Annotated in this window: 25 protein-coding genes, 5 tRNA genes, 1 other RNA gene, 1 pseudogene and 1 riboswitch; of the genes and pseudogenes, 23 read left to right on the top strand and 9 right to left on the bottom strand. The window is 41.7% G+C overall.

Going from position 1 to position 24,017, the window contains the following annotated elements:
* Positions 1-24 precede the first annotated feature (24 nt).
* Positions 25-204, top strand: a complete 180-nt coding sequence (locus AY606_RS00745; protein WP_067863271.1) for a hypothetical protein — start codon at positions 25-27, stop codon at positions 202-204.
* Here the strand turns inward: AY606_RS00745 and AY606_RS00740 are convergent.
* The gene (locus tag AY606_RS00740; protein ID WP_067863268.1) at positions 191-475 is read right to left on the bottom strand and encodes a hypothetical protein; all 285 of its coding nucleotides are present in this window, start codon (positions 473-475) and stop codon (positions 191-193) included. The genes AY606_RS00745 and AY606_RS00740 overlap by 14 nt on opposite strands.
* 153 nt (positions 476-628) lie before the next feature.
* On the opposite strand from AY606_RS00740, the gene AY606_RS00735 reads away from it, so the two are divergent.
* The 7 genes and pseudogenes from AY606_RS00735 to AY606_RS16440 all read left to right on the top strand — a co-directional run bounded on the left by AY606_RS00735 (position 629) and on the right by AY606_RS16440 (position 7,441).
* On the top strand, positions 629-1,819 hold the full coding sequence (locus tag AY606_RS00735; protein ID WP_067863265.1) for a DNA circularization N-terminal domain-containing protein: 1,191 nt from the start codon (positions 629-631) through the stop codon (positions 1,817-1,819).
* Entirely contained in the window at positions 1,809-2,903 is a 1,095-nt protein-coding gene (locus AY606_RS00730; protein WP_067863262.1) for a phage baseplate assembly protein, read from the top strand. The genes AY606_RS00735 and AY606_RS00730 overlap by 11 nt, the downstream gene beginning before the upstream one ends.
* Positions 2,900-3,385: a phage baseplate assembly protein domain-containing protein gene (locus AY606_RS00725; protein WP_067863258.1), complete on the top strand. Its 486-nt coding sequence runs from the start codon at positions 2,900-2,902 to the stop codon at positions 3,383-3,385. The genes AY606_RS00730 and AY606_RS00725 overlap by 4 nt, the downstream gene beginning before the upstream one ends.
* A gap of 8 nt (positions 3,386-3,393) precedes the next feature.
* Positions 3,394-3,756: a phage GP46 family protein gene (locus AY606_RS00720; RefSeq protein ID WP_067863255.1), complete on the top strand. Its 363-nt coding sequence runs from the start codon at positions 3,394-3,396 to the stop codon at positions 3,754-3,756.
* A 2-nt stretch (positions 3,757-3,758) separates the two neighbouring features.
* Positions 3,759-4,808: a baseplate J/gp47 family protein gene (locus AY606_RS00715; protein WP_067863252.1), complete on the top strand. Its 1,050-nt coding sequence runs from the start codon at positions 3,759-3,761 to the stop codon at positions 4,806-4,808.
* Positions 4,805-5,326: pseudogene (locus AY606_RS15625) on the top strand (hypothetical protein); the annotation flags it as partial. The gene AY606_RS00715 and the pseudogene AY606_RS15625, both read left to right, overlap by 4 nt.
* Before the next feature lie 723 nt (positions 5,327-6,049).
* The gene (locus AY606_RS16440; RefSeq protein WP_067863246.1) at positions 6,050-7,441 is read left to right on the top strand and encodes a hypothetical protein; all 1,392 of its coding nucleotides are present in this window, start codon (positions 6,050-6,052) and stop codon (positions 7,439-7,441) included.
* A 315-nt stretch (positions 7,442-7,756) separates the two neighbouring features.
* Here AY606_RS16440 and AY606_RS00700 read toward each other — a convergent pair.
* The 4 genes from AY606_RS00700 to coaD all read right to left on the bottom strand — a co-directional run bounded on the left by AY606_RS00700 (position 7,757) and on the right by coaD (position 9,071).
* Positions 7,757-7,833: transfer RNA gene (locus AY606_RS00700), tRNA-Met, on the bottom strand.
* Between the two features lie 72 nt (positions 7,834-7,905).
* An RNA gene (rnpB, locus tag AY606_RS00695) (RNase P RNA component class A) lies at positions 7,906-8,288 on the bottom strand.
* Between the two features lie 26 nt (positions 8,289-8,314).
* Positions 8,315-8,578 carry a YfhL family 4Fe-4S dicluster ferredoxin gene (locus tag AY606_RS00690; RefSeq protein ID WP_067863243.1) on the bottom strand — a complete coding sequence of 88 codons (264 nt, stop codon included), beginning with the start codon at positions 8,576-8,578 and terminating at the stop codon, positions 8,315-8,317.
* Between the two features lies 1 nt (position 8,579).
* The gene (gene coaD, locus AY606_RS00685) at positions 8,580-9,071 is read right to left on the bottom strand and encodes a pantetheine-phosphate adenylyltransferase (RefSeq protein WP_067863240.1); all 492 of its coding nucleotides are present in this window, start codon (positions 9,069-9,071) and stop codon (positions 8,580-8,582) included.
* A gap of 141 nt (positions 9,072-9,212) precedes the next feature.
* Between coaD and smpB the strand changes: the two genes are divergently transcribed.
* The gene (smpB, locus tag AY606_RS00680; RefSeq protein ID WP_067863237.1) at positions 9,213-9,689 is read left to right on the top strand and encodes an SsrA-binding protein SmpB; all 477 of its coding nucleotides are present in this window, start codon (positions 9,213-9,215) and stop codon (positions 9,687-9,689) included.
* A gap of 80 nt (positions 9,690-9,769) precedes the next feature.
* On the opposite strand, the gene AY606_RS00675 is transcribed toward smpB, so the two are convergent.
* From AY606_RS00675 to rluD, 3 genes are read right to left on the bottom strand one after another with little or no spacing between them, the layout of a single operon-like run.
* Positions 9,770-10,321, bottom strand: coding sequence for a flavodoxin family protein (locus tag AY606_RS00675; protein WP_067863234.1), 552 nt, complete (start codon positions 10,319-10,321; stop codon positions 9,770-9,772).
* Between the two features lie 39 nt (positions 10,322-10,360).
* Positions 10,361-11,101, bottom strand: coding sequence for a peptidoglycan editing factor PgeF (gene pgeF, locus AY606_RS00670; RefSeq protein WP_067863231.1), 741 nt, complete (start codon positions 11,099-11,101; stop codon positions 10,361-10,363).
* 39 nt (positions 11,102-11,140) lie between these two features.
* Positions 11,141-12,193 (bottom strand): 23S rRNA pseudouridine(1911/1915/1917) synthase RluD, encoded by a 1,053-nt coding sequence (rluD, locus tag AY606_RS00665; RefSeq protein WP_067863228.1) that lies wholly within the window; start codon positions 12,191-12,193, stop codon positions 11,141-11,143.
* Between the two features lie 71 nt (positions 12,194-12,264).
* On the opposite strand from rluD, the gene AY606_RS00660 reads away from it, so the two are divergent.
* Complete coding sequence (locus AY606_RS00660; protein WP_067863225.1) at positions 12,265-13,296, top strand: outer membrane protein assembly factor BamD; 1,032 nt, start codon at positions 12,265-12,267, stop codon at positions 13,294-13,296.
* A 201-nt stretch (positions 13,297-13,497) separates the two neighbouring features.
* The gene (locus tag AY606_RS00655; RefSeq protein ID WP_067863223.1) at positions 13,498-15,432 is read left to right on the top strand and encodes a DNA primase; all 1,935 of its coding nucleotides are present in this window, start codon (positions 13,498-13,500) and stop codon (positions 15,430-15,432) included.
* A 20-nt stretch (positions 15,433-15,452) separates the two neighbouring features.
* On the opposite strand, the gene hemA is transcribed toward AY606_RS00655, so the two are convergent.
* On the bottom strand, positions 15,453-16,742 hold the full coding sequence (gene hemA, locus AY606_RS00650) for a glutamyl-tRNA reductase (protein ID WP_067863220.1): 1,290 nt from the start codon (positions 16,740-16,742) through the stop codon (positions 15,453-15,455).
* 78 nt (positions 16,743-16,820) lie between these two features.
* Between hemA and AY606_RS00645 the strand changes: the two genes are divergently transcribed.
* The 12 genes from AY606_RS00645 (at position 16,821) to ribB (ending at position 24,015) form a co-directional block, all read left to right on the top strand.
* Entirely contained in the window at positions 16,821-18,533 is a 1,713-nt protein-coding gene (locus AY606_RS00645; protein ID WP_081408348.1) for a tetratricopeptide repeat protein, read from the top strand.
* Between the two features lie 8 nt (positions 18,534-18,541).
* Entirely contained in the window at positions 18,542-19,123 is a 582-nt protein-coding gene (gene lolB / locus AY606_RS00640) for a lipoprotein insertase outer membrane protein LolB (RefSeq protein WP_067864462.1), read from the top strand.
* 22 nt (positions 19,124-19,145) lie between these two features.
* On the top strand, positions 19,146-19,976 hold the full coding sequence (ispE, locus tag AY606_RS00635; protein WP_067863214.1) for a 4-(cytidine 5'-diphospho)-2-C-methyl-D-erythritol kinase: 831 nt from the start codon (positions 19,146-19,148) through the stop codon (positions 19,974-19,976).
* Between the two features lies 1 nt (position 19,977).
* A tRNA-Gln gene (locus tag AY606_RS00630) sits at positions 19,978-20,052 on the top strand.
* Between the two features lie 27 nt (positions 20,053-20,079).
* A tRNA-Gln gene (locus AY606_RS00625) sits at positions 20,080-20,154 on the top strand.
* 42 nt (positions 20,155-20,196) lie between these two features.
* Positions 20,197-20,271, top strand: a tRNA-Gln gene (locus tag AY606_RS00620).
* 91 nt (positions 20,272-20,362) lie between these two features.
* Positions 20,363-20,437: transfer RNA gene (locus AY606_RS00615), tRNA-Gln, on the top strand.
* Between the two features lie 36 nt (positions 20,438-20,473).
* Positions 20,474-21,427, top strand: coding sequence for a ribose-phosphate pyrophosphokinase (locus AY606_RS00610; protein ID WP_067863211.1), 954 nt, complete (start codon positions 20,474-20,476; stop codon positions 21,425-21,427).
* A 99-nt stretch (positions 21,428-21,526) separates the two neighbouring features.
* Positions 21,527-21,823, top strand: a complete 297-nt coding sequence (gene rplY / locus AY606_RS00605) for a 50S ribosomal protein L25 (protein WP_067863208.1) — start codon at positions 21,527-21,529, stop codon at positions 21,821-21,823.
* An 18-nt stretch (positions 21,824-21,841) separates the two neighbouring features.
* Complete coding sequence (gene pth / locus AY606_RS00600) at positions 21,842-22,423, top strand: aminoacyl-tRNA hydrolase (RefSeq protein WP_067863206.1); 582 nt, start codon at positions 21,842-21,844, stop codon at positions 22,421-22,423.
* A gap of 145 nt (positions 22,424-22,568) precedes the next feature.
* Positions 22,569-22,949, top strand: a complete 381-nt coding sequence (gene panD / locus AY606_RS00595) for an aspartate 1-decarboxylase (RefSeq protein ID WP_067723997.1) — start codon at positions 22,569-22,571, stop codon at positions 22,947-22,949.
* 147 nt (positions 22,950-23,096) lie between these two features.
* Positions 23,097-23,261, top strand: a riboswitch (FMN riboswitch).
* Between the two features lie 94 nt (positions 23,262-23,355).
* Positions 23,356-24,015, top strand: coding sequence for a 3,4-dihydroxy-2-butanone-4-phosphate synthase (gene ribB, locus AY606_RS00590; RefSeq protein ID WP_067863204.1), 660 nt, complete (start codon positions 23,356-23,358; stop codon positions 24,013-24,015).
* The last annotated feature ends 2 nt before the right edge of the window (positions 24,016-24,017 follow it).

The raw sequence follows: 24,017 nt of genomic DNA, 5'->3' as shown, positions 1-24,017 counted from the left end.
TTCAATCCATTGAGAAGCATTCTAATGTCAAATAAAAATATCCGTGTAATAGTTGAAATTGATGGTGATACACAGTTTTCATGTTTCAGTCATGAAGGTAAAACCGGAGGCGTTACTCCTTTAGATCCTGAAGTATTAAAAGTTGTAAAAGCGCAGCTACAAGATGCACTTTTACAAGTTGAAGATTTACCTAGCCACAAGTAAGTTCTTTATTTAAATTGCTTATAACAGCATTCCAGGTCAACGATTTAAAAAATGGATGCCATGGTCTCGGTGCAATAAACTTCATTTGAGGACCATGCAGCCACACAGGAACAACCGTACCTGCTAAACCAGCACTTGTTGCATAAGATTGTAAAGAATCTACAATTTCAGATTGTTCATTGTTAGTTTTATATTCGAAATTTTTATCCAATGGAATAATAATCATATTCTGCCCCTGCTTTCGAAGATGGGCAATTTTATACTTACTCATTTTTACCGCCTTTTTTATAAAGAAATTTATGCCAACCGGCCTTTAAATAATTATCACTTTTTCTTTTTTAATCATAGGATTTAAGGAAATTCTTCCAAATTAAATTAGGCCATATCGCTGTAACAATAGACCTCATAGAAAGTGGGGTTTTTTATGGGCTGGGCAACTGAATTACATGATGCAAGTTTCCGTGGCGTACAGTTTGAATGTACGACCATCAGTGACTCTATGTCCAAAACTGTTTCTATTCAGCAAGCACCCTACTCTAACGATGCTTCAGTTGAAGACATGGGGAATGAACCGCGTCGTGTTTCTATTCAGGCTGTGTATGCGGGTGATGACTATTTAACTTGGTTAAATGCACTTTTAGCTGCATTAGAAGAGAAGGGTCCAGGTGAGTTAGTTCATCCCATTTTTGGTATTTGTTATGCTCAGGTTGCCAATCATAGTGTTAATCATGATGTTGATAATTATGATGCCTGCACGTTCTCAATTGAGTTTGTAATTACTCAAAACCAAAAGAAAAAACGTTTTATCCCCGTCAAAACTCAAAACTTAATTCAGCCTATTTATCTTGTTTCAAATCCAGCTTCGGCATTAAAACAAGCGTTAGAAAAATTAAAACTGACTGACAATAATGCATTTTTTAATGTCATTAATAAAATCAGAACAGGCATACAAACTGTACGTAATGTCATGGGTATTGCCAAAAATGCCATTGAAAATATTTTATCTCCGGAGACCTGGGCAACTAGCTTAATTGATGACATTACAAAGCTAGTCACTTTTGACACCAGTATTTCAGCGATTTCAAAATGGCGTGATGTAATTAAACGCATTCAACGTTTTGATAAGCTATTTGATACGGATGATGCCCAGCATGAACCTGAAGAATTCAAACAGCTTTGGCGTGCAACACAAGTCGCTTCAGTGATTTCGATCACTCAAAGTGTGGTTGCAACTATGCGCAATGAAATGGCTCAGAATCAAGAAACAAGCTTTACTCCAGTCGAGCTTGCGGTCATTCGTCAGCAGAACCGTCAAACCCTACAACAGATTATTCAGATTGAACGTCAACAGCCACTTGAGGAACTTGATACTGTTGTTCAGATTCAAGTCTATAAAGATGTGGCGGATCAAGTTCACTTACAGATCCAAGAACTCATTGAAATCCATCCTCCGATTACCACTGCAAAAATTGAAGTGCCTTGCACCCTACATTGGTTAGCTCATTATCTTTATGAAGATATGAATCGTGCCAGTGAAATCCGTCGTTTGAATCCTGATTTGGTCAATCCTGCTGTGTTGCAAACTGGCATGGAGATTACCGTCTATGCTCGATAATCAGAACAAAACGATTCGCTTAATCATCGGTGGTTATGAAATTAACACTTGGGATAATGCGTCGATTGATAGTGTCATTGATACACCCTCTGAAGCATGGAGCTTTAGTCTTTTTAGTTTAGAAGATTTAGTCCTGCCGGATACGGTGAAATCAGGTGCCAAAGTTCAGGCTTTTTATGGTGATGAACTGATCCTAACCACTATTGCAGATGCAGTTGAGGAAGGCTGTGATCGCTCTGGGTATGCGCTTAAAATTTCAGGTCGGGATTTAGTTGGTCAACTTATTGATTGCTCAGTTCCTATCTCTAATGGTCGTCAAATCAGCCTGGAAGAATTGGTAAATAAGTTTGTTTTGTCTGGCAATTTAGGCAGCTTATTTAAAAATTTTAAGATTCAAAATAACAGCTGGCTTAAGAATAAAGCTTCTATTGAACCAGGTGAATCACTTTGGGATGCCATTGTAAAAGCTGCCCAAGTAACAGGTCAGCATGTATGGCTTGAGCCTGATGCCACTTTAATGATTGGTGATCCCTTCTTAAATGCCTATCAAGTTGAAACTGCTTTACAGCTAATTAAGTACAGTAATTCAAATAATGTCCTTGATGCTAAATACACTGAAGACATTTCTAACGTTTTTTCTGAAATCAAAATCCTGAGTCAGGATGGTAAAGGTCAACATATATTGGCAAGTACCAAAGCCGATACCCCATATCAGCATAAGCGACTAAAAATTATTGCTATGGGTGATGTAGAAACTAAAGCTGAAGCCGATGCCGCAATTAAAAAAATAGCGAAAGATAATAATCTTCAAGCCTATGCCATGACTGCAACTGTTCAGGGCTGGTCAATTGACAATAAAGCCTGGTCTACAGGTTGGCATCTTCACTTTGAAACCAATCGTTTAAACCGTGCCACGGCAAAATGGGCTGTGATGGGGCGCACACTGAACCTTTCACGTTCTAACGGCAAACAAACTGTACTAAAGCTAAACCGCCAGGGCGATTGGGCACAACCACTTTTATATAAAGATCCACAGGCAAAAAAACCTAAAAAAATAGATGCAAAAAAAGGAGCTAAAAAGTGATTGAAGCGGTTCAGCGTCAAATACAAAAAGGTCTGGGTCAAATTAGACAAACGTTCCTTGGCATTGTGGCTCGTGGCGGTTCAAAGATGCTTCAGTTCACTGGTTTTTCAGATGAAGTCATGGATGAAGTGGAGCTGATTCAACATGTGGGTTTTAGTTCTTTTGTACCTAAAGATGCGCGTGTTGTGGTGATTCCATTACAAGGTAAAACGTCCAAATCGGTGGTTATTGCCACTTCAGGCGGTGCAATTGTGGTCGATGTTCTAGAAGGTGAAACCTGCATTTATGACCAATTTGGGCATGCAATTTGGCTGAAGGAAGATGGTGCGCACGTCAAAGGCGGTGATCTGTTTGTTGATGACGGTAATTTGCATGTGTTGAATGGTGAAGTCATTGATAAGAAAGGCTCTATGCAGGAAATGCGCGAGATATATAACGAGCATACCAATGGTAATACCCCTGCCCCAAATCAAAAAATGTAGGTGAAATCATGGCGAATATTAATTTAGAAAATAAAGATTATGTCCTGCTCAGTCTTGATGCTGCATTCAACCAGGATGACGTGCAATGCGTATGTTCACGTTTAGGAATTCATCGCGGTAAATATTGGGCAGATCCGAACTTGGGAAGCCGTTTATATTTATTAAAACGATCCAAGGATTTAACTCGAAATATCTTACTGGCAAAGCAATATGCAGAGGAAGCACTCAGCGATTTAGTACCAGAGCGTTTTGATTCAATTGTTGTCAGTGCCAAGCAGTCTGAAAGAAGCCGAATTGATTTAATTGTTGATGCTGTCCGCTTAACAGGCGAAATCCAAAAAATTATGTATTTCGTACCAGTCGGAGGTTAAACGTGTATCTAATTCCAAAATTCAATCAATTACATCTGACTATTGTTCAAGAGATCCGTAATAAAACAGGTCTAAGCATAAGCTCTGATTCTGATGCTGCTATTCGTGCAGATGGCGAAGCTTCGATTGTTGAAGGTTTATATCATCATCAGCTTTACATTCAACGCCAGCTGTTTGTACGTACAGCTGACGAGCCTTATTTGTATATTCATGCTGAAGAATTACAGGTTCCACGTTCAGGCGGTACGCGTGCTTCAGGCTCAATTAAAGCGACTTCTAATATTGATTTAACTATTGAAGCAGGCTCCAAGATTACCGATGGTAAAGGTCATTATTGGAGTGTGATTACCAGCACTAATTTGAATGCCAATGTCGAAACGGTGATCAGTGTTTCAGCAGATCAGGTCGGAGCTTCCTGGAACTTTACTGGAGCAACATTACTTTGGGTCAGTCCAATTGCGAGCTTAAATGGTACAGCCTCAGTTGTATCCATTGCAGGTGGTTCAGATGAAGAAGAGCTAGAGGCCTGGCGTGCTCGTATGCTGGAAAGCAAGCAGCTTGGACAAGCACGTGACCGTGAATCTGATCTTGAGCGGGCAATGAAAAGTATACCTGGTATTGGACGTATCTATATTTATAAAAAGCGTCGTGGCCTTGGTTCATTGGACGTTGCAATTACTGCTGTGGGTAATCCTCCAACATTGCCGACTCAAGCATTAAAAGATATTGCTCAACTTGTATTAGATGCAGAAGCTGGTTTCTGGGCTGATTGTCGTGTGTATTCTCCAACAGAACAATTATTAGATATTAGTGCAGTTGTCAAAGGTATTGGTATTAATTACACCGATGTTGAAACCACAATTCGTACCTACATTGCTGAGTTGGCTCCAGTGGAGGAATACCAAGCCAATGTGCTGGTTTCACGCATTATGGCTTTAGCAAATGTTGAAGATGTCACACTGTCACCAAATACCAATATTCAGCCGATTGTGAACTGGATGCATACCTACTGGGTTCGCGCAGGCACTATTTCAGTGAGCGCAGCATTATGAACTTAGAGCAAACAACTGACCTTTATGCATCAGTATTGCGTCAATTATTGCCTGTCGGCGGTTATGACACATCTCCTCACACTGAGGCACTCTCTGTAGATGTTTATGCACATGCAAAGCTGTTTGCTCAAGCTGATTTAGATGCAAAACGCATACTCAGTGTTTTGGAAGCAATTCCACAAGAGCTGATCAATGAATATGAACTAGAGTATGGCTTACCGCTGAAATGTGCGGTGAATACGAGCAGAACGATTGAAGAACGGTTACAGGTTCTGAAGTGGGTGCGTACCAGTCAAAATGTATTTAATCGAGCTTATTTAGAACAGATTTTGGCTATTTTTGGCGTGGTTTTAATTGATGTGATGAAGTTTAAGCCTTTGCTATGCACCGCAGCATGTGATTCGCCAGCAAATACAGAACAGCTGCGCTATAAGGTCTTTTTAAGACTTCAATATCCGGTTAATGCGGATATGAGCTGCATTATTGAAAACTATTTACCAGGTTACTTGCGTATTGAGTGGGTGATTGATATGCCTTGGGGCGACTGGATTCTTAATTCTGGTGTAGCTGTAAACACAAACGGTGTTGCCCACTACACAGCGTATAAAACCAATCAGCGTGAATATTATGATAGTTATGCAAATTTGGATTTAACTGCCGCTATTGTACGATCATTGCATGATACTGATATGCAGCAATGGCAAGCGGTGAAGGATGCTGGTAATCAATTGACTGGTGTTAATGATTGGGTGCTTAATCCAGCAAATAATCAGATTCAATACTATCCGCCTAATTCCGATCCATCTGATCCGGATTATCAGTGGATTTATAACCGTGTTCGATATAACTCTGCTACTACTGTATGTCGTGAATTTTGGTCACAATTTGCTCCTGCATGGGCTTTTCATTCTGTTTCAAATTCTGAACGCGAATATCCTGTTTGCGTTGGTTTTAACGCTGAAGAAAAGAGATATGATTCTTATCAACCTACTCAGAGAGTTGCTCGCACTGAGCCAATTGAAGAACAAGAAGAAAAAACTTTGCCGCTTGATGTTGTTGCTGCTCAAGTAATTTTAAATGCTGAATCATCCGACCAAGGCATTTTTCTACTTGCTCAAGTCTATATTGAGGAAGTAGCAAAGAGTATTTTTAATGCTGATGAATCAAAACAGTTTGTAAAACCTACAAATCTACGCTCTCAATTTGACCAAAACAAAACTTTAAGAACTTAAGGAAATATCATGAAAAGAATTGATAGCGTAAACGCTCGTCCAGATGCTAATGGTTCAGGAAAAAAAGGTTTTCATGACAATGCTGACTTACCTGGGCAAGATGCAACATATTTAACACCGGGTTGGCTTAATGTAGTTCAGGAAGAGCTTGCAAATGCAATTGAGCAGTCTGGACTTAATTTAGATCCAAATGATCCAAGTCAGCTGTTCAAATTATTCAACTTGCATAATAAAGCGTTAGTACAGCGCATTTATCATGTTGGTTCAAAGCATATAACGGATAACACTGACTGGAACCCAGCGGTAGAACTCCAAACCTATTTTGGCTATCAAACATCCTGGATGCTGTGGCCTCATGTTCCAGTGGGTGTAGAAAACTTTGCTGATCCGATTGGGCAAATTTCACTTTTAAGTAATGTTGGCTCTGTACAGGGTAAAACTACACGAATTTGGCAGCGTCTGTCCGATGGTGCTACGGCTCCAACTTATACACTGACAGCCAATAAAAGTGCATTAAATGAAGGTGAGCAAGTCACTTTTACATTAGCAACCACGGATCTGCCTGCTGGCACTCTTGTTGATTGGGCCATTACAGGGGTTCAAGAGGCTGATATTACTCCTTCGGCTCTAACGGGTAAATTCACACTTGGCTCTGATGGCAAAGCTACATATACACTTACAGCGGTTGTGGATCAAAAGACTGAAGGCAACGAAACGCTAAAATTTGCACTTTCATATATTCCAAACAAGTATGTAAATGTATTAATAATGGATACAAGCAAATACCCTGAAGGTCTTCAGACCTATTATGAAGGCACACATACTATTGAGGTACAACCAAATCAGGTCATTACTTTAGACATGTATGGTGCAGGTGCTGGTGGCGCTGGTTCTGTTTATTCACCATCAGCAAGCCCTGACGGGTCAGATGGTGGAAATGTTGTTCTAACCTACTTAGCCAATACATTAACAGTGGGCGGAGGTAAGAAAGGTACAGGTGGTGTTTGGGGTAACGGTTCAAGCTATTCAAATGGTACTGCTGGCCTTGGCGGTACACATACAATTACTGCTGATTCAAGTTTCGAGATCCAAATTAACCAGAAAGGTAATGATGCAGTCATCGGTTCACGTTGGGAAACTCAAAAAGGTGGTACTGCTATTGCTTCAAGCATTGGTGCTGTGAATGGTGGCGGTAATGGTGCAACAGGGATTGGTGATGATCGTTGGTCATTTGGCGGTGGTGGCGGTTCTGGTGGTCGCGTGAAGGTAAAATTCACAAACACAACTGGAGAAGTTATTACATTTAATCTTATTGTCGGCGCCAAAGGCCAAGGGTGGAAGAATGGTGGTAATTCTGGTGGGGATGGCGGTATTGGTTTTGCTATCGTTACTACGAGTTAATTTAGTGCCCTGCACTATCTGGCAAAGCGTTAGGTAGTGCAGAATAACTGCAAATATTTAGTGCAAAATAAAAAACAAAATAGTGCAAAATAGGCCGAAAACTTACACTATCAACAGCTAACTGAACATAAAATTAAACAGTTACAAGCAATGGTATTCGGTCAAGATAAAAAAGACGCTATTTTAGAAAAATATGCTCAAGAATTTCCACAAATTAAACTGGCGGCAAGCGCTATTCAATGTGAATAAATAATTTTATATATAAATTTTAAACATAAAAAAAGGTCACGCTTATAGAAGCGTGACCTATGAAAATGGTGGCTATGACGGGATTTGAACCTGTGACCCCCGCATTATGAGTGCGATGCTCTAACCAACTGAGCTACATAGCCAAAACTGTGCGCGTATTATCTATTTCCATATGCTATATGTCAAGAAATATCACACAATAATTGTAATATATTTGGTGAAGTGAGCCGATAAGCCGGGTTCTGTCGTGAACGATCATTCCTCTAGGCGCACAATCACTCGTACGCTCAAGCGACCTACCCGAATCCAGCACGGGCCGTGCCTCAGGATTCCTATTTGGTCTTGCTTCTGGTGGGGTTTACCTTGCCGTGAACTGTTACCAGACACGCGGTGCGCTCTTACCGCACCCTTTCACCCTTACCATCTCTCTCGGTCTTCCCGAAGGAAAATTGCAAAGATGGCGGTCTACTCTCTGCTGCACTTGCCGTCGGCTTTCGCCGCCCAGGCGTTACCTGGCACCCTGCCCTATGAAGCCCGGACTTTCCTCCCCTGTTTCAATCACGAAGATCTACACAGCAGCGATCGTCTAGCTCACTTCGGGGCGCATCTTATCAAACTTCTGCACTAATTGCTTGTGCTTTTTTGAGCAATCAGTTTTTTATATTTATCCATCAATTGATCTTGAGATTCCACATGCTGTGGGTCTAGCGGAATACAATCGACTGGACAGAATAATTGACACTGTGGTTCATCAAAATGTCCGACACATTCGGTACATAAATCCGGATGAATTTCATATATGATTTCACCCATAAAAATGGCCTCATTCGGACACACCGGCTCACACACATCACAATTGATGCATTCATCTGTAATATATAAAGACACGCTACCAACCTTGCTGCTGTTTCCGTTTAAAGGCTTCAACCACACCATGCGGTACAAACTGGTTTACATCACCATTTAAACGCGCTATTTCACGTACTAAGGTAGATGAAATAAAAGAATATTGCTCTGAAGGGGTTAAAAACACCGCTTCAAAATTTGAATCAAGTCGACGATTCATATTGGCCAACTGAAATTCGTACTCGAAGTCAGATACTGCACGTAAACCACGCAGCACTGCTGTAGCTTTTTGTTCGCGGAAAAAATTGACCAATAAGCCGTCAAAACCGACAAATTCAACATTGGGCAAGTGACTTAAGGATTTCTGCGCCAAATCTACTCGCTCTTCTAAACTAAAGACTGGATTCTTATGATGACCAATGGCAATGGCGACCACCACTTCATCAAACATTTTCGCTGCACGGGACACCAAATCGATGTGGCCATTGGTGATAGGATCGAATGTGCCCGGATAAATGACGCGAGTTTTAGACATCCATTTGTACTCAGTTTATTGTGTAGATGCTTATTTTAACAAAAACTTGTTTTTTTAGTGAAGAATCTCCTTAATTTTGAAAAAACTTCACCTTGCGGCCAGTTTGAGGCAAAATATAGTTAACTTGGGAATATTCGTATTATGTCGAAATCAATCGTAGTTAAAAAAAATACTGGTGGCACTATTGCGCAGAATAAACGCGCGCGTCACGATTATTTTGTTGAAGAGAAGTTTGAAGCTGGTCTTTCATTACAAGGCTGGGAAGTAAAGTCTTTGCGTGCTGGACGTATGACCATTACTGAAAGCTATATTCTTTTTAGAGACAACGAAGCATTCTTGTTTGGCGCACAGATCCAACCGCTGTTGTCGGCTTCTACGCATGTCTCTCCTGAAGCGACCCGTACCCGAAAATTGCTGCTTTCACGTCGTGAACTTGAAAAGTTGATGGGTGCAGTCAATCAAAAAGGCTATTCATGTGTACCGCTTGCTTGTTACTGGAAAGGTCGGTTAGCCAAAATTGAAATTGCCTTGGTTCGCGGTAAGCAATTACATGATAAGCGTGCTACAGAAAAAGATCGTGACTGGCAACGTGATAAAGCCCGCATCTTCCATAAATAATTTTTTAGAAGTAAAGTTTCTATCCATAAAACAAAAAAACCTCTATCTGGAGGTTTTTTAATATTCACATCAATGTGGGTTTATTTTAGCTTACCCAATAATAAGCCGATATATTCCCCAAACCAGATGGCTGTATCCAAATCGCCCTGTGGCGGAGTGATTTCAACCGGCGCATTATCCGACTGTGTCATTAAACCTAAAAAACTCGACATCCGGTTCAAATCCTGTGTGCTACGTCCGGTAGGCATCATCGGTAAGCCTGTCCATAACATGCCATGTTGCATGGCAAACAAATTGATCTGTTGCAATACAGCCAACTTATCTCCGCTTAAACCGCCACCATTGGTGAAACCCGCTGCAATTTTGCCTTGCCATGTGCGTGCCAACCAGCGCTTGGAAGACTGCTCCATAAACAACTTCAACGCAGCAGTTAGACTTCCCATATAGGTCGGACAACCGAAAACAATCGCATCCGCCTGATCCAATATATCCCAATCTACATGTTCGATGTTCATGCAGTGCACATGAATGCCTGTTTGCTCAGCACCTTGAGCAATAAAAGAGGCTACTTTTGCAGTATGTCCATAGGGGCTGTGATAAACGATGACAAGTGATTTCGAAGATAAAGACATATCAATAAAGGCAGTAAATTTTAAGCAAGTTTAACATTTTCACGCCATAAACACGAATGTGGCCATGCGTCCTGTTTTTGCTTCACGGCGATAAGAAAAATATTCTTCCGCTTGCAGGTAACTGCACTGATCCCCACCCAACACAAGGTCAACACCTTGTTGCTGCAAAATAAATCGTGCAATAGCATATAAATCGGCATAAAACTTAGCGGTTTTTTCACTGACTTTAAAAGCACTGTCGAGTTCAGGATATTTTGAACAAAAAGCAGATTTAACTTCTTCACCAATTTCAAAACATGATTGACTAATTGCAGCGCCTAACCATGCCCAAGTCGGCTGACTTTGCATAGTCGCAATAGTATTTTCCACAATACCACCCGCCAACCCTCGCCAACCGGCATGTAGATTCGCTATTTCCGTACAATCAGCATTACCGAGCACGACAGGCAGGCAATCCGCAGTCATCATCATTAACGCATGCTTTTTACGCTGTGTGACCAACCCATCACCTTCCAGCGCTGTAAAAGGAATTTCTTCATCGATGCTATGGCAAATGGTACTGTGAGTTTGCGTCATCCAGGTGATTTTATCGACCCCGAATTCCGCAAACTCTTGCAGTAACACCATACGATGCTGTTGTACACGCTTTGCATCATCGTGGACATGCAAGGCCAAGTTAAATCCTGCAAGTTCAGGTTGAGCAGAAGGTTGAGTTTTTTGATGATGCACTCGTGTCTGCCCAACAAATATGCCTTGTGGAAGCCCTTGAACAAATTGCATGTCTCTTTCCTTATGATTCATAGCGCGCGATAAAATACCTTAGTAGGCTTTGTTTTCGCTACGTAACACTTCAACCAATTGAGTGAAGTCATCTGCCCATGGTGCTTCAAACATCATCTCTTCACCTGAACGTGGATGAACCAGGCCAAGTTTAGATGCATGTAAGGCTTGGCGTTTAAAGCCACGTAAAGTGTCACTCAGCAATTCTGATGCGCCTGCTGGAACACGGATACGACTCATATACACCGGATCTCCGACCAAACCAAAGCCCAAATAACTAAAATGAACACGAATCTGATGGGTACGACCAGTTTCCAAACGCGCTTGAACACGGGTGAAATGCTGGAAACGCTCTTTCACGTTGTAATGGGTGACCGCATCTTTCCCGCCAGGCAAAATGGCCATTTTCACTCGATCCACCGGATGACGTTTAATTGGCTCATCTATGGTGCCACCGGCAATAATTTTACCGTACACCACCAGATCGTAAACACGATAGACGCTTTTCTTCGCCAATTGCTTGCTTAGGGAAAATTGAGATTCCAGATTTTTCGCAACCACCAACAAACCACTGGTGTCTTTATCAATTCGGTGTACCAGACCGGCACGGGTTAACTCAGCCGATTTAGGATAGTGATGCAACAAGGCATTAACCAAGGTACCCGAACTATTACCCGCACCTGGATGAACGACCATGCCTACCGGTTTATTAATGACAATAATATCGTCATCTTCATACACAATATTTAATGGAATATCTTCAGGCAAGCTTTTGGTTTGAACTTCCAGCTCAACATTGAGGGTTAAAAGCTCATCACCTTCACATTTATACTTGGGTTTAACAGTGTTACCATTTACCAACAAATGGCCATCTTTCAGCCACTGCTTCAGTTTTTCACGGGAAAAATCGTTCCAGACTACCGCTGCAACCTGGTCGATACGCTGCCCTAAATAGCTTTCATCCAATTGAAATTGCAACGATAAACGTGTTGCAGTTGAGTCTGAAGTATGTTTATCTGCATCCTCAGAATCTTCAAGTAAATTGAAATCAGTTTCAGGGAAATTAGAATTAGAAGATTGTGCTTGACTCATTTGCTCATTCAGACAAAAGTGGTTTAATAGTGCAATTGTAGCTCATTGCCCGTATTAACAGAGGAATTTTTATGTCGTTACCACGTTATAAAATGACAATGCTTGCTTTATCTTTAGGCGTTGCGTCGGCAATAGCGGGCTGTAGCAGTAATCCAAAGAAAGATGTTGTGGACACAGGACCACAATCTAGCGAGCAAGTTTATATTCAAAAAGCTGAAAAAGCTCTTGAACGTGGTCAATATACTGACGCAGCTAAGCATCTTGAAGCCTTAGATACCTACTATCCTACAGGTGACTATGCGCAACAGGCACAATTAGAATTGTTGTACGTTAAATTTCAACAAAAAGATTATGAAGGTGCAATCGCCCTTGCCGAACGTTTTATTCGTTTGAATCCACAACATCCAAATGTGGATTATGCCTACTATGTTCGTGGCGTAGCAAATATGGAACAAAACTATGATGGCCTATTGCGCTATACCTCATTAAAGCAGGCCCATCGTGATGTCAGCTATTTAAAAGTGGCTTATCAGAACTTTGTCGATTTCATTCGTCGCTTCCCATCTAGCAGCTATGCCGTCGATGCAGCACAGCGTATGAAGTTTATTGGTACCGAACTGGCTGAAGCCGAGATGAATGCAGCGCGTTTTAATATCAAACGTAAGGCATGGTTGGCTGCCGTTGAACGCTCTCAATGGGTGGTGGAACACTATCCACAAACCCCTCAAGTGCCTGAAGCCTTGGCGACGATTGCCTATGGATATGACAAACTAGGTGACAAGCAAACTTCACAACAATATATTGAAGTGTTAAAGCTGAATTATCCAAACCTTGTTAAAGCCGATGGCAGTGTGAATCTTCGTGCTGCACGCAGTGAAGGTAGCTGGATTAACCGCGCAACGTTAGGTGTATTTGGACGTGAAGCGCAGAATTCAACAGAAGCAGAGCAACAACAAAACTCTGAAGATGGCGAAAAACGCAGTATGACCAATCGTTTAAGTTTTGGTTTGTTAGATCGACCAAAAACTGAAAGCACTATTCCTGCACCGACACAGGAAATGATTAAAGAGCCGACTACAGAAGAAGCGCCAGCAACCAAATAAGCTGAGCTTATTGGTCGCATTTTCATGAAGGGCAAGTTATCATACTTGCCCTTTTGTTATTTTAACCGATCATATTGATCATTGTGCGCAAAAGGTATACAAATTAACTTTTAATAACTGCTGCACTTTTACTTAGCTAACTTCTGACAGCTTATTTGTCAGCCATTTTTAATAGATAGATCACAACCCGATTGCATACGTATGGCTATTCCTCAACACACGATTGATCAAATACTAGATCGCACAGATATTGTCGATCTGATTGGTCAGCGCGTGAAACTTAAGAAAACTGGTCGCACCTATTCAGGCTGCTGCCCTTTTCATCAGGAAAAATCGCCATCGTTCCATGTTTATCGGGACAAACAGTACTTCCATTGCTTTGGTTGTCAGGCCAACGGTAATGCCATTCGCTTTTTAATGGATATCGACGGTCGTAATTTTGTCGATGTGATGAAGGATCTATCAAGTCGAAGCGGCATAGAGCTGCCCAAAGACAATCAAGATTCAAATAAAATCAAATACAAACGTGAAGCAGCCAAGCCGCAGCCTGTTGCCAAAAAAATTGAACCGCATACTCAAAATGCTTCGGCAAATTTACAACAGAATTCTAATAACCCGGCACCGGTCACGCTTGATCATGACCCTTTTGCAGAATTTCAAATGCAAGAGGACACATTCTATGGCAATGATCCGTTTGCAGCGTTTGAGCAAACTACCGCACAATTTGAAGATATTACTGAAGACGGTAACTTATACGATTTATTGGAAAATATTGCGCTGTATTATGAACAGCAATTACCGCATAGTCAGACTGCACAGCAATATTTCAAACAACGAGGTTTAAGCGCTGAAACCATTGCCTATTGGCGTTTGGGTTATGCGCCCGAAGACTGGCAACATCTGGAAAAAGCCTTCCCTTATGATATTGAAGGTTTAAGACAACTGGGCTTAATCCGTACCAGTGACAAAGGGCGAGATTTTGACCTGCTGCGTGATCGGGTCATTTTTCCGATTCGTGATTCCAAAGGTCGTGTGGTTGGTTTTGGCGGTCGTGCTTTAAATGACGAAATCAAACCCAAGTATATCAACTCACCCGATTCTGAAGTGTTTCATAAAAACCAGTTACTATATGGCCTATATGAAGGCCGCAAGCAAAAAGCCCAAGACTGGCTGATGGTTGAAGGCTACATGGACGTTATTGCCTTACAGCAATATGGTGTTTTTGGTGCTGTAGCGACACTAGGTACAGCCAGCAACACCGACCATCTGAATATTTTATTTAAGCAAAATAATCGCATCACCGTGGCTTTTGATGGCGATGCTGCCGGTCAAAAAGCAGCGCGACGTACTTTAGAAATTGCTTTGCCATTACTGAATGACGGTCGTGAACTCAAGTTCTTCGTACTGCCGAATGATCACGATCCGGATTCACTCATTCGCCGTGAAGGCTTAGAAAACTTTCAACGCATGTTGCAAGCCGCGCCTTTATTATCCGAATTTATTTTTGCCCATTTAACTCAGAACTATAACAGCACATCGCCTGAAGGTAAAAGTCAGGTCATGGGGGAACTCAAACAGCTCACTGAACTGTTACCAAAACATGGTTCTTACCGTTATTTATTACAGCAATATTTCCGTGAAAAGCTCGGTTATAGCCGTAAATGGCAACCGCAAGTTAACAATGATGCCTCCTTAAGCTTTAGTACCAAAATTGATGCGAAAGAATATGTGCTTGCAATTTTGATGAATCACCCCTATTTGTATATTCATTTTGAACCGCTGAGTGCTTTAATTTCACAAGATCAATTGCTATCTAAAATTTTGAATATCTTTAATGTGATTTTTGATGATTTGCCGGATGATCCTGAATTATCGCAATATTATGTCTTGGGTGCCTGTGCAGCGTACCACCATGAATTACAGCATATTTTACAGAATGCGAATGTCAGCGATTACACTTCATCACCAGAGCAAGCAGATAAGCTTGCAGCAGATTTATCAACAAAATTACAGTATGAATATCTAACGAAAAAGATGAAATCAAAAAAATTTAGCAGCATTGCAGAAATGAAGAATCTAAAACTGCGCATTTCTGAGATTGCAAAAAAAAGAGCACTGACCTTAATTGACGAATAATCAAACGCTAAAAAAATCCCTTATTTTTCTTTTTTTGTTTTACGACGCTTGGCAAAGATTGCGTCCAGATCATCACGCATCCATTCAAAACAACTTGGATCTTCAGACTTTGCTGCTTGACGCAACAATATAGAGGTCGGATGGAGTAATTTCTGGGTTAAGCGATGTGAAAATTCTTGCAGCACCTGCTCGGCATTTTCACCCGCTGCAATTCGACTCATTGCTAGAGCCAACTCTTCTTGTCTTAAGATTTCGCCTTGTTCACGATAGGCATGAATCGTACTGCCAGCTTTGTTGATTTTTTGCTGGGTGAGCAACTCTGTGGCCAACTGGGTGACCATGACTTCTGCTTCAACAGCCGCTTGGCGACGTTGGGCCAGATTGTCATCAATGACACTTTGCAAATCATCGACGCCATATAAATACACGCCATCCAATGATTCAACTTTGGGGTCGATATCACGCGGAACCGCTAAATCCACCAACAGCATTTGTTGATAGCGACGTTTTTTTAATGCAGTTTTAACATCCTGATACGCGATGACCTGATGCAAACTTCCGGTACAGCTTGAAATGACATCTGCGCGATATAAATTTGCAGCCAACTCGGAAAAATCGATAATTTCCACATCCACACGATGGGCAATTTCTTGCGCCAAAGTTTCAGCGCGGGCACGAGTCCGGTTACAAATCAGCACTTTTCCCACGCCCATTTCGGCTAAATGTTTCGCCACCAAGCTATTCATTTCACCTGCAGCAACCACCATTACAGTCAGTTTTTCAGGTTTGCTAAAGACTTGAAGTGCCAACTGGGCCACCGCATACCCCATGGAAACCGCATGACTACCGACCGCAGTTTCCGAGCGAACACGCTTGGCTGCGTAAAAAGCATATTCAAAAATTCGGTTTAAATTTGGAGAAACGGTATGGGCATCTTTCGCCAGAGAAAGCGCGGACTTTACTTGTCCCAAAATTTGCGGTTCACCCAGCATCAAGGAGTCAAGACCACTGGCAACCCGCATCAGATGCGTTACAGCCTGCGCATTTTCATAACGATAAATATGATTTAATAATTGTTTAGCATCTAGGCCATTTGTCTGGGCGAGCCAATTCATTACCATATCTGCATTTTCAGACATGGCATAAACTTCAGTTCGGTTACATGTAGAAACCACAACCATATCATTCAAGTCATGGTTTTGGCTTTGCTCGGCAAGCAATTGCGTTAACTTTTCCGGGTTAAAGGCAATCTGTTCACGCAGTTCTACAGAAGCGGTTTGATGATTGACACCTAGTGCAAAGAAAGACATATCAGATCATCATTTCGCTAAATTTATGCTATTGTGCAATATTGGTGTCATAAAAAGCATTACTTGGATCAAGAAAAATTGCGTCAAACAAATAGCCGAATAAACGGCGCGACAATTAAGCAATATTCTACCACATTCTTACTTGTGGGTAGCATGGCTTCGAGTGTTCATATTAGAGCATCCGAAGAAATTTATCATGCCAATTCAAACTATAATGCCATAAAACAAAGCATGATTGCTGAATTTGCACTGGCCTATCATGACATTCCAACAGCATTGCACAACTACACCGTGCTTGCAATTAAAAGCAGTTCGACTACGGTTAAACAGCGCGCTTTAAATGTTGCACTGGAACAAAATGACCTAAAAGCTGCGCTCGACATTGCAACGCATTGGGTGGTTCAGGAACCTACAGATGTTCCGGCTTTATTTTATCTTTCACATATTGCCCTGAAATCGCATGAGTATGAACTGGCATCCGAAACACTCGATAAAATTTTAAATATTGACCCTAATGCCGACCTGGAAAAAATCCTGGTCGGCATTGTGCCAGAAGAAGCGGAAGATCGAGAAGTTCTACTGGAGGCGTTAAGCAAGAGTAAAGAACGCGACAACCCTTCTGTCCTGGTATTAATTTCAGGCTTGGAAGCGCAAAATGGACAGTTAGAGCAAGCGCTTATTACAATTAATCGTGCGCTTAAAAAACGCCCTAAAGTTACCGGCTTTATTTTAATGAAAGCTAATCTACTTAGTGCCTTAGGTGATGAAGAAGTCACTCTAAAATGGTATGACAGATCCAGCCGTAAACATAAATCCAATTTAGAAGTACGCTTGGCTGAAATTAAATATCTGATTAAAATTAATAAATCTACAGAAGCGCTGGATAAACTCGAAACCATTCTTAAGAAATGGCCACATGAGGAAGAAGCCCTTTTCATTGCCGGCTTAACCAGTATCGATTTAGAAGAATATGAAAAGGCGGAAAAGTTTTTAGTTGAGCTTCGATATTCCAACCAATATCAAAATGAAGCCTATTATTATCTGGCTGTAAATGCAGAAAGAAAACAACATTTTGAAACTGCAAAAGCCTATTACCGTTTGGTGGATGGCAGTCTCTATACCGTTTCACGCCGCAACATGATTAATATTTTTTCAGAGCAAAAACAGCTTACTGATGCGCTACGGTTTTTAACCCAAGAACGCGTCAACTACCCTCAACATGCCAGTTTCCTCTATCAGGCTCAGGCCGATATTCTAAAACGTATGGACAATAAAAAAGCAGCCATGCGACTGCTCGATGAAGCTATCAAAAATATACCGGATGATCCTGAACTGATCTATTCAGAAGTGCTACTGCTTGATGCTTATCAAGACCAAGAGAAGCTTGATAAATTATTGAAAAAATTACTGGAAATTGAGCCAAATAGCCCAACCTATCTGAATGCTTATGCCTACACATTAGCACTGCAAAACAGACGTTTGGAGGAAGCCAGACAATATGTTGAACATGCCTTGGAGTTTGCACCAGAACAAGCGTCTATTTTGGATACGCTCGGCTATATCACCTTTTTACAGAATGACTTTAAAACCTCTGCGCTGGTTTTAGAAAAAGCATATGAGATGAGTCAAAGTGTCAAAATTGGAGTGCGCTATGCAAAAGCCTTGTATATGCAAGGCAATCTGACAAAATTTAATCATGTGTTACAACAATTACAAAAAAAACACCTCAATGATCCTCAATTAGAACAACTGAAATCGTTATTGTTACCGCCAAACCTGAAAAAGAGTTAATGATCTTTATGCGTATTTTTTCCAAATTCAGCTTAACCCTAATCGCCACAAGTACACTGGTACTGACAGGTTGCCAACAATATACGCAACCTCAAGCTCCGAGCGTCTCGCAAATACCCGAAGCAGCAAATAATTTCAGCCTGCAAGGTAAAATTGGGGTAAAAACACCGGCACAATCTGGTAGTGCATTTTTCACCTGGGTACAACAGCAGAATGAATTTGACATCGAGTTAAGCGGAATTTTAGGTGTAGGCAAAACCCAGATTTCAGGCACCCCAGGTCAAGTCACCTTAAACAGCGCCAAAACTGGGCTGATTAAAGCTGCAACCCCAGAAGAATTACTGCAACGTGCAACCGGGTGGCAAGCACCGATTACCCATTTAGTCGACTGGGTTCAAGCCAAACCTGCAACTACGCAAGCAAAAATCAGTAAGGATGAAAGCAATCGTCCCATCCAATTTCTGGAAGATGGCTGGACTGTGGATTTAAGTTATAATGATCAGGCGCAATTGCCGAATAAATTGATTTTAAAGCAAGCACTTGAATCGGGTCAGGAAAACCGTATTACAATGGTTATTCAAAATCGTTAAATCTGCAAAAGTTAAAAATCCTATGATTCGTGTGCCCTCTCCTGCCAAGCTCAATCTTTTTTTGCATATCACCGGTCGTCGTGACAATGGCTATCATGAATTGCAAACTATTTTCCAGCTGATTGATTTAACCGACTGGTTGGAATTCACCCCAACAGATGATCTAACAATTTCAATTAATGGTTTGAATAGTGTGGATTTAGAGCAAAACCTGATCTATAAAGCCACTCAAATTTTAGAACCTTATGCTAAACAGCCCACGGGTTTAAAAATCATTATTGAGAAAAACATTCCGATGGGTGCAGGACTCGGAGGGGGCTCTTCCAATGCCGCCACCACCCTGATTGTGGTAAACCAATTGTGGCAGTGTGGTCTAAATATTACACAATTGGCTGAACTCGGGCTAAAACTCGGTGCAGACGTTCCTATTTTTATACATGGTCGCAATGCATGGGCAGAAGGCATTGGTGAACACTTAACATTCATAGACTTAGATCAAAAACAATACATTGTGTTAAAACCTGACTGTTTTATCAGCACTCAACTGCTTTTTTCACAAAAAACGTTGACAAGAGACACGAAGCCTACTAAATTTTGCGCCTATCAGTTAACGCCATTTAACTTTGGAAATAACTTTGAGCCTTTGGCAAGAAGCCTATATCCTGAAGTGAATGAAGCAATGCAATATTTAGACCAGTTCGGTATTGCAAAACTTACAGGTACAGGTGCTTGTGTTTTTACTGAAGTAACTCCTGATATGAATATTGATGAGATTTTGGCTCATTCACCTTGTAAAGCTTACTTGGTCAATAGTTTAAATGAATCACCATTACGTCATTTCAAGGTTATATGATAGGGGTATCGCCAAGTGGTAAGGCACCGGGTTTTGATCTCGGCATCCGTTGGTTCGAATCCAGCTACCCCTGCCATTTATTTCATCTGTAGATTGCTGTATTAGGGGCGTCGCCAAGTGGTAAGGCACCGGGTTTTGATCTCGGCATCCGTTGGTTCGAATCCAGCCGCCCCTGCCATTTAAACCCAGCGTTTAAATCAAAATTACAGTAATCAAATTTAGGGGTATCGCCAAGTGGTAAGGCACCGGGTTTTGATCTCGGCATCCGTTGGTTCGAATCCAGCTACCCCTGCCATTTTCTCAAAAAAGATAGAATAGAGTTTGCAAGTTCATTTGTTAATTTACCTTGACATAGACCCGCAAAAATATTAAAGTTCTGCCGCATTAGGGGTATCGCCAAGTGGTAAGGCACCGGGTTTTGATCTCGGCATCCGTTGGTTCGAATCCAGCTACCCCTGCCATCTATTTTCAAACATTCCAACCGCCAAGGGTGCTTCATGCCCAATCTTGTCGTTTTTAGTGGAACTGCACATCCACAATTCGCCCAAAAAGTCGTAAGCCACCTGCACATTCCTTTAGGTGCAGCATCTGTAGGTCATTTTTCTGACGGTGAAATTGCTGTCGAAATTACTGAAAATGTTCGTGGTAAAGACGTATTTCTCGTACAGCCTACTTGTGCCCCAACGAATGACAACCTTATGGAAGTCCTCGTAATGGCCGATGCTTTACGCCGTGCAAGCGCAGGTCGTATTACTGCTGTCATCCCTTACTTCGGATATGCTCGTCAAGACCGTCGTCCTCGTTCAAGCCGTGTGCCAATCACTGCAAAAGTTGTAGCAGATATGCTAACAACTGTAGGTATTGACCGCGTTGTAATGATCGACCTTCATGCCGACCAGATTCAAGGTTTCTTCGACATCCCTGTAGACAATATCTACGGTACTCCTGCATTACTTGCTGATCTTCGTCAACAGCAACACCATAATCTTATGGTTGTTTCTCCAGACGTTGGCGGTGTAGTTCGTGCTCGTGCTGTAGCTAAACAAATGGGTGATATCGATCTTGCAATCATTGATAAACGTCGTCAAAAAGCAAATGAATCACAAGTGATGCATTTGATTGGTGATGTAAGAGATCGTGACTGCGTAATCGTGGATGACATGGTCGATACTGCCGGTACTTTGTGTAAAGCTGCTGAAGCATTGAAACAATTCGGTGCTCGCCGTGTCGTTGCTTATGCAACACACCCTGTACTTTCTGGTAAAGCACTTGAGAATTTGAAGAATTCTGTACTCGACGAACTCGTCGTCACAGATACGATTCCTTTATCTCAAGAAGCATTAGAAATTGGCAAGATTCGCCAAGTTTCAGTCGCTGGTATGGTTGCTGAGACAATTCGTCGTATTAACAACGAAGAATCTATTAGCGCAATGTTCGATAGTTATCTATAATACAGCGCTAAATTTTAAAAGCCCTGCCCTATGGCAGGGCTTTCTATCACTGAACTGGTCGAAGGTTCAGTCCATTAAAATCAATGAGGAAATGTCATCATGGCAAACTTCGTATTAAATGCAGTAGCTCGTGACGAATCAGTACAAGGGAAAGGTTCGAGCCGCCGCCTTCGTCTAGAACAAAAAGTTCCAGCAATCATTTACGGTGGCGAAGCTGCTCCTGTAACTGTTACTTTAGAACTTCGTCAACTTGTTAAATTCCTTGAAGACAATTCTTTCTTTGAAGAAGTGATTGAAATTCAAGTGGGCGACAAAGTTGAAAGCGTTAAAATCCAAGCTTTACAACGTCATCCAGCTAAAAACACGCCTATGCACGCTGACTTTAAACGCGCATAAGTGTTAACGGTATAATTAGTGTCAAAACTTTCGCTAATTGTCGGTTTGGGCAATCCTGGTAAGGAATACGCCCAAACCCGCCATAATGCAGGCGCTTGGTTCGTTGAACGGCTTGCAGAACAATATGGCATTTCCCTCAAAACCGATCCTAAATTCTACGGAATCAGCGGTCGCGGTAATATTGAAGGTCAGGACGTTCGTCTGCTTTTACCCACAACCTTTATGAATGCCTCTGGCAAAAGTGTTGTGCCCTTCGCAAAATTCTATCAAGTTGCCCCACAAGCGATGCTGATTGCGCATGATGAGCTGGATATGAATCCCGGTGTAATTCGCCTAAAAACAGGCGGTGGTCACGGTGGTCATAACGGTTTACGCGATATCGTTCCCCATACAGGTCCTAATTTCCATCGTCTACGTATTGGTATTGGTCATCCTGGTTCAAAAGAACGTGTATCTGGACATGTACTCAGTAAAGCGCCGAGCAGCGAACAAGATTTAATGGATGAGGCCATTGCTCACGCTTTATCTCGCATTAAATTGCTGGTAAGCGGTGACATACAGCAAGCAATGAATCAAATCAATGCTTATAAACCGAACTGATCATTCCATAAATTGTTGAAAAATCCTGCTTGCCATGTTGCTTATTTCGGAGCAAAATGCGTTTTCTGCGGATTACTGATCCAGTAAGAAGTGATTTGATTTAACCATAAGATAAAATCTTAGGCCCACTAAGGAGACGCTAGCCATGCTATCTCGTTTATTAAAAGCTAAAATTCACCGTTGTGTCGTTACACAAGCAGAATTACATTATGAAGGTTCTTGTGCAATTGACGGCGTGTTATTGGATTTAGCCGGTATCCGCGAATATGAAGAAATTCATATGTGGAACGTGACTAATGGTAAGCGTTTTACCACTTATGCAATTCGTGGTGAAGAAAACTCAGGCATTATTTCAGTCAATGGCGGTGCCGCCCTTCAAGCTGACGTTGGCGATTTGATGATTATCGCAACATTTGGTGATTTCACTGAAGCCGAAGCAAATGCCCATAAACCACGTCTTGTTTATGCCAACCCAAACAATACCGTAAATCACACTGCGAACTGTATTCCTGTTCAAGTGGCTTAAATTTAAAGATACTAAAAGCTCGCAATATGCGGGCTTTTTTATTGCCTAATGATTTTTATTTTATTATTCACATAATTACTATCAATATGACTGATTGATCTATAGAAAGCTGCGCCCTTGATTTAAAACAGGTCTATAATCATTGCACATCGCTTCAGGGCGGGGCGAAATTCCCCACCGGTGGTAAAATTCAGCTTGCATGCGCAATGACTAAATCAGCCCACGAGCCTGTCAATTGTTATAAATAGATTGCCTCGCAGATTTGGTGAAAAACCAAAGCCGACGGTATAGTCCGGATGAAAGAAGACGACGTAACGGATATTTATATTTGATATATCGCTGCGACCCCATTTCTGCATCAGTCCTGAAATGTTCAACCGTATTTTTATTTTACGAGAGCGTTTCAATGTCTAGTTTGATTCAACCCGAAATTTTCTTTTCAGCCCTTCCCCCAGCTGAGCAACGTATTGAAAAAGCATTAGAAGATATCCGCCAAGGCAAACCGGTTTTGGTGATGGATGACTTTGACCGTGAAAATGAAGCCGATCTCATTGTTGCTGCAGAAACACTAAATGTTGAAACCATGGCACGTATGATTCGTGATGGTTCAGGTATTGTCTGCTTATGCTTAACGGATGAACTGGCCAATCATTTGCAACTTCCACCGATGGTGGCGGATAACTCCAGCCAGTTTAAAACTGCATTTACCGTAACGATTGAAGCGGCACAAGGCGTAACCACTGGTGTTTCAGCAAAAGACCGCACCACCACAATTAAAGCTGCAATCAAGGATGGTGCTGTAGCCAGCGACCTAAATCGTCCAGGTCATGTTTTCCCTTTACGCGCCCTTAATGGTGGTGTGTTAACCCGTCGTGGGCATACTGAAGGCACAATTGATTTAGCACGTTTGGCGGGTCTAAAACCAGCTGGTGTTTTGTGTGAATTGACCAACCCTGATGGCACAATGGCATCAGGCATTCAAGTTCTGTCGTATGCACAAACTCATGATCTAACCGTGATTACCATTGAAGAAATTGTGCAGTATCGTTTAGCACATAATCTTTAAAC

It is taken from the genome of Acinetobacter sp. SFB (assembly GCF_001647545.1).
Classification (GTDB): Bacteria; Pseudomonadota; Gammaproteobacteria; order Pseudomonadales; family Moraxellaceae; genus Acinetobacter.
The sequence above is the reverse complement of the archived record's forward strand: the minus strand, read 5'-3'. Positions and strand labels throughout refer to the sequence as shown.

Excerpts from the sequence above, each read along its gene's own strand:
- AY606_RS16440 (WP_067863246.1), top strand. The coding sequence starts at position 6,050 with ATGAAAAGAATTGATAGCGTAAACGCTCGTCCAGATGCTAATGGTTCA.
- AY606_RS00675 (WP_067863234.1), bottom strand. The coding sequence starts at position 10,321 with ATGTCTTTATCTTCGAAATCACTTGTCATCGTTTATCACAGCCCCTAT.
- AY606_RS00730 (WP_067863262.1), top strand. The coding sequence starts at position 1,809 with ATGCTCGATAATCAGAACAAAACGATTCGCTTAATCATCGGTGGTTAT.
- smpB (WP_067863237.1), top strand. The coding sequence starts at position 9,213 with ATGTCGAAATCAATCGTAGTTAAAAAAAATACTGGTGGCACTATTGCG.
- AY606_RS00660 (WP_067863225.1), top strand. The coding sequence starts at position 12,265 with ATGTCGTTACCACGTTATAAAATGACAATGCTTGCTTTATCTTTAGGC.
- ispE (WP_067863214.1), top strand. The coding sequence starts at position 19,146 with ATGATTCGTGTGCCCTCTCCTGCCAAGCTCAATCTTTTTTTGCATATC.
- AY606_RS00735 (WP_067863265.1), top strand. The coding sequence starts at position 629 with ATGGGCTGGGCAACTGAATTACATGATGCAAGTTTCCGTGGCGTACAG.
- coaD (WP_067863240.1), bottom strand. The coding sequence starts at position 9,071 with ATGTCTAAAACTCGCGTCATTTATCCGGGCACATTCGATCCTATCACC.
- AY606_RS00740 (WP_067863268.1), bottom strand. The coding sequence starts at position 475 with ATGAGTAAGTATAAAATTGCCCATCTTCGAAAGCAGGGGCAGAATATG.
- rluD (WP_067863228.1), bottom strand. The coding sequence starts at position 12,193 with ATGAGTCAAGCACAATCTTCTAATTCTAATTTCCCTGAAACTGATTTC.
- AY606_RS00745 (WP_067863271.1), top strand. The coding sequence starts at position 25 with ATGTCAAATAAAAATATCCGTGTAATAGTTGAAATTGATGGTGATACA.
- rplY (WP_067863208.1), top strand. The coding sequence starts at position 21,527 with ATGGCAAACTTCGTATTAAATGCAGTAGCTCGTGACGAATCAGTACAA.
- AY606_RS00720 (WP_067863255.1), top strand. The coding sequence starts at position 3,394 with ATGGCGAATATTAATTTAGAAAATAAAGATTATGTCCTGCTCAGTCTT.
- AY606_RS00655 (WP_067863223.1), top strand. The coding sequence starts at position 13,498 with ATGGCTATTCCTCAACACACGATTGATCAAATACTAGATCGCACAGAT.
- ribB (WP_067863204.1), top strand. The coding sequence starts at position 23,356 with ATGTCTAGTTTGATTCAACCCGAAATTTTCTTTTCAGCCCTTCCCCCA.
- panD (WP_067723997.1), top strand. The coding sequence starts at position 22,569 with ATGCTATCTCGTTTATTAAAAGCTAAAATTCACCGTTGTGTCGTTACA.
- lolB (WP_067864462.1), top strand. The coding sequence starts at position 18,542 with ATGCGTATTTTTTCCAAATTCAGCTTAACCCTAATCGCCACAAGTACA.
- pgeF (WP_067863231.1), bottom strand. The coding sequence starts at position 11,101 with ATGCAATTTGTTCAAGGGCTTCCACAAGGCATATTTGTTGGGCAGACA.
- hemA (WP_067863220.1), bottom strand. The coding sequence starts at position 16,742 with ATGTCTTTCTTTGCACTAGGTGTCAATCATCAAACCGCTTCTGTAGAA.
- AY606_RS00610 (WP_067863211.1), top strand. The coding sequence starts at position 20,474 with ATGCCCAATCTTGTCGTTTTTAGTGGAACTGCACATCCACAATTCGCC.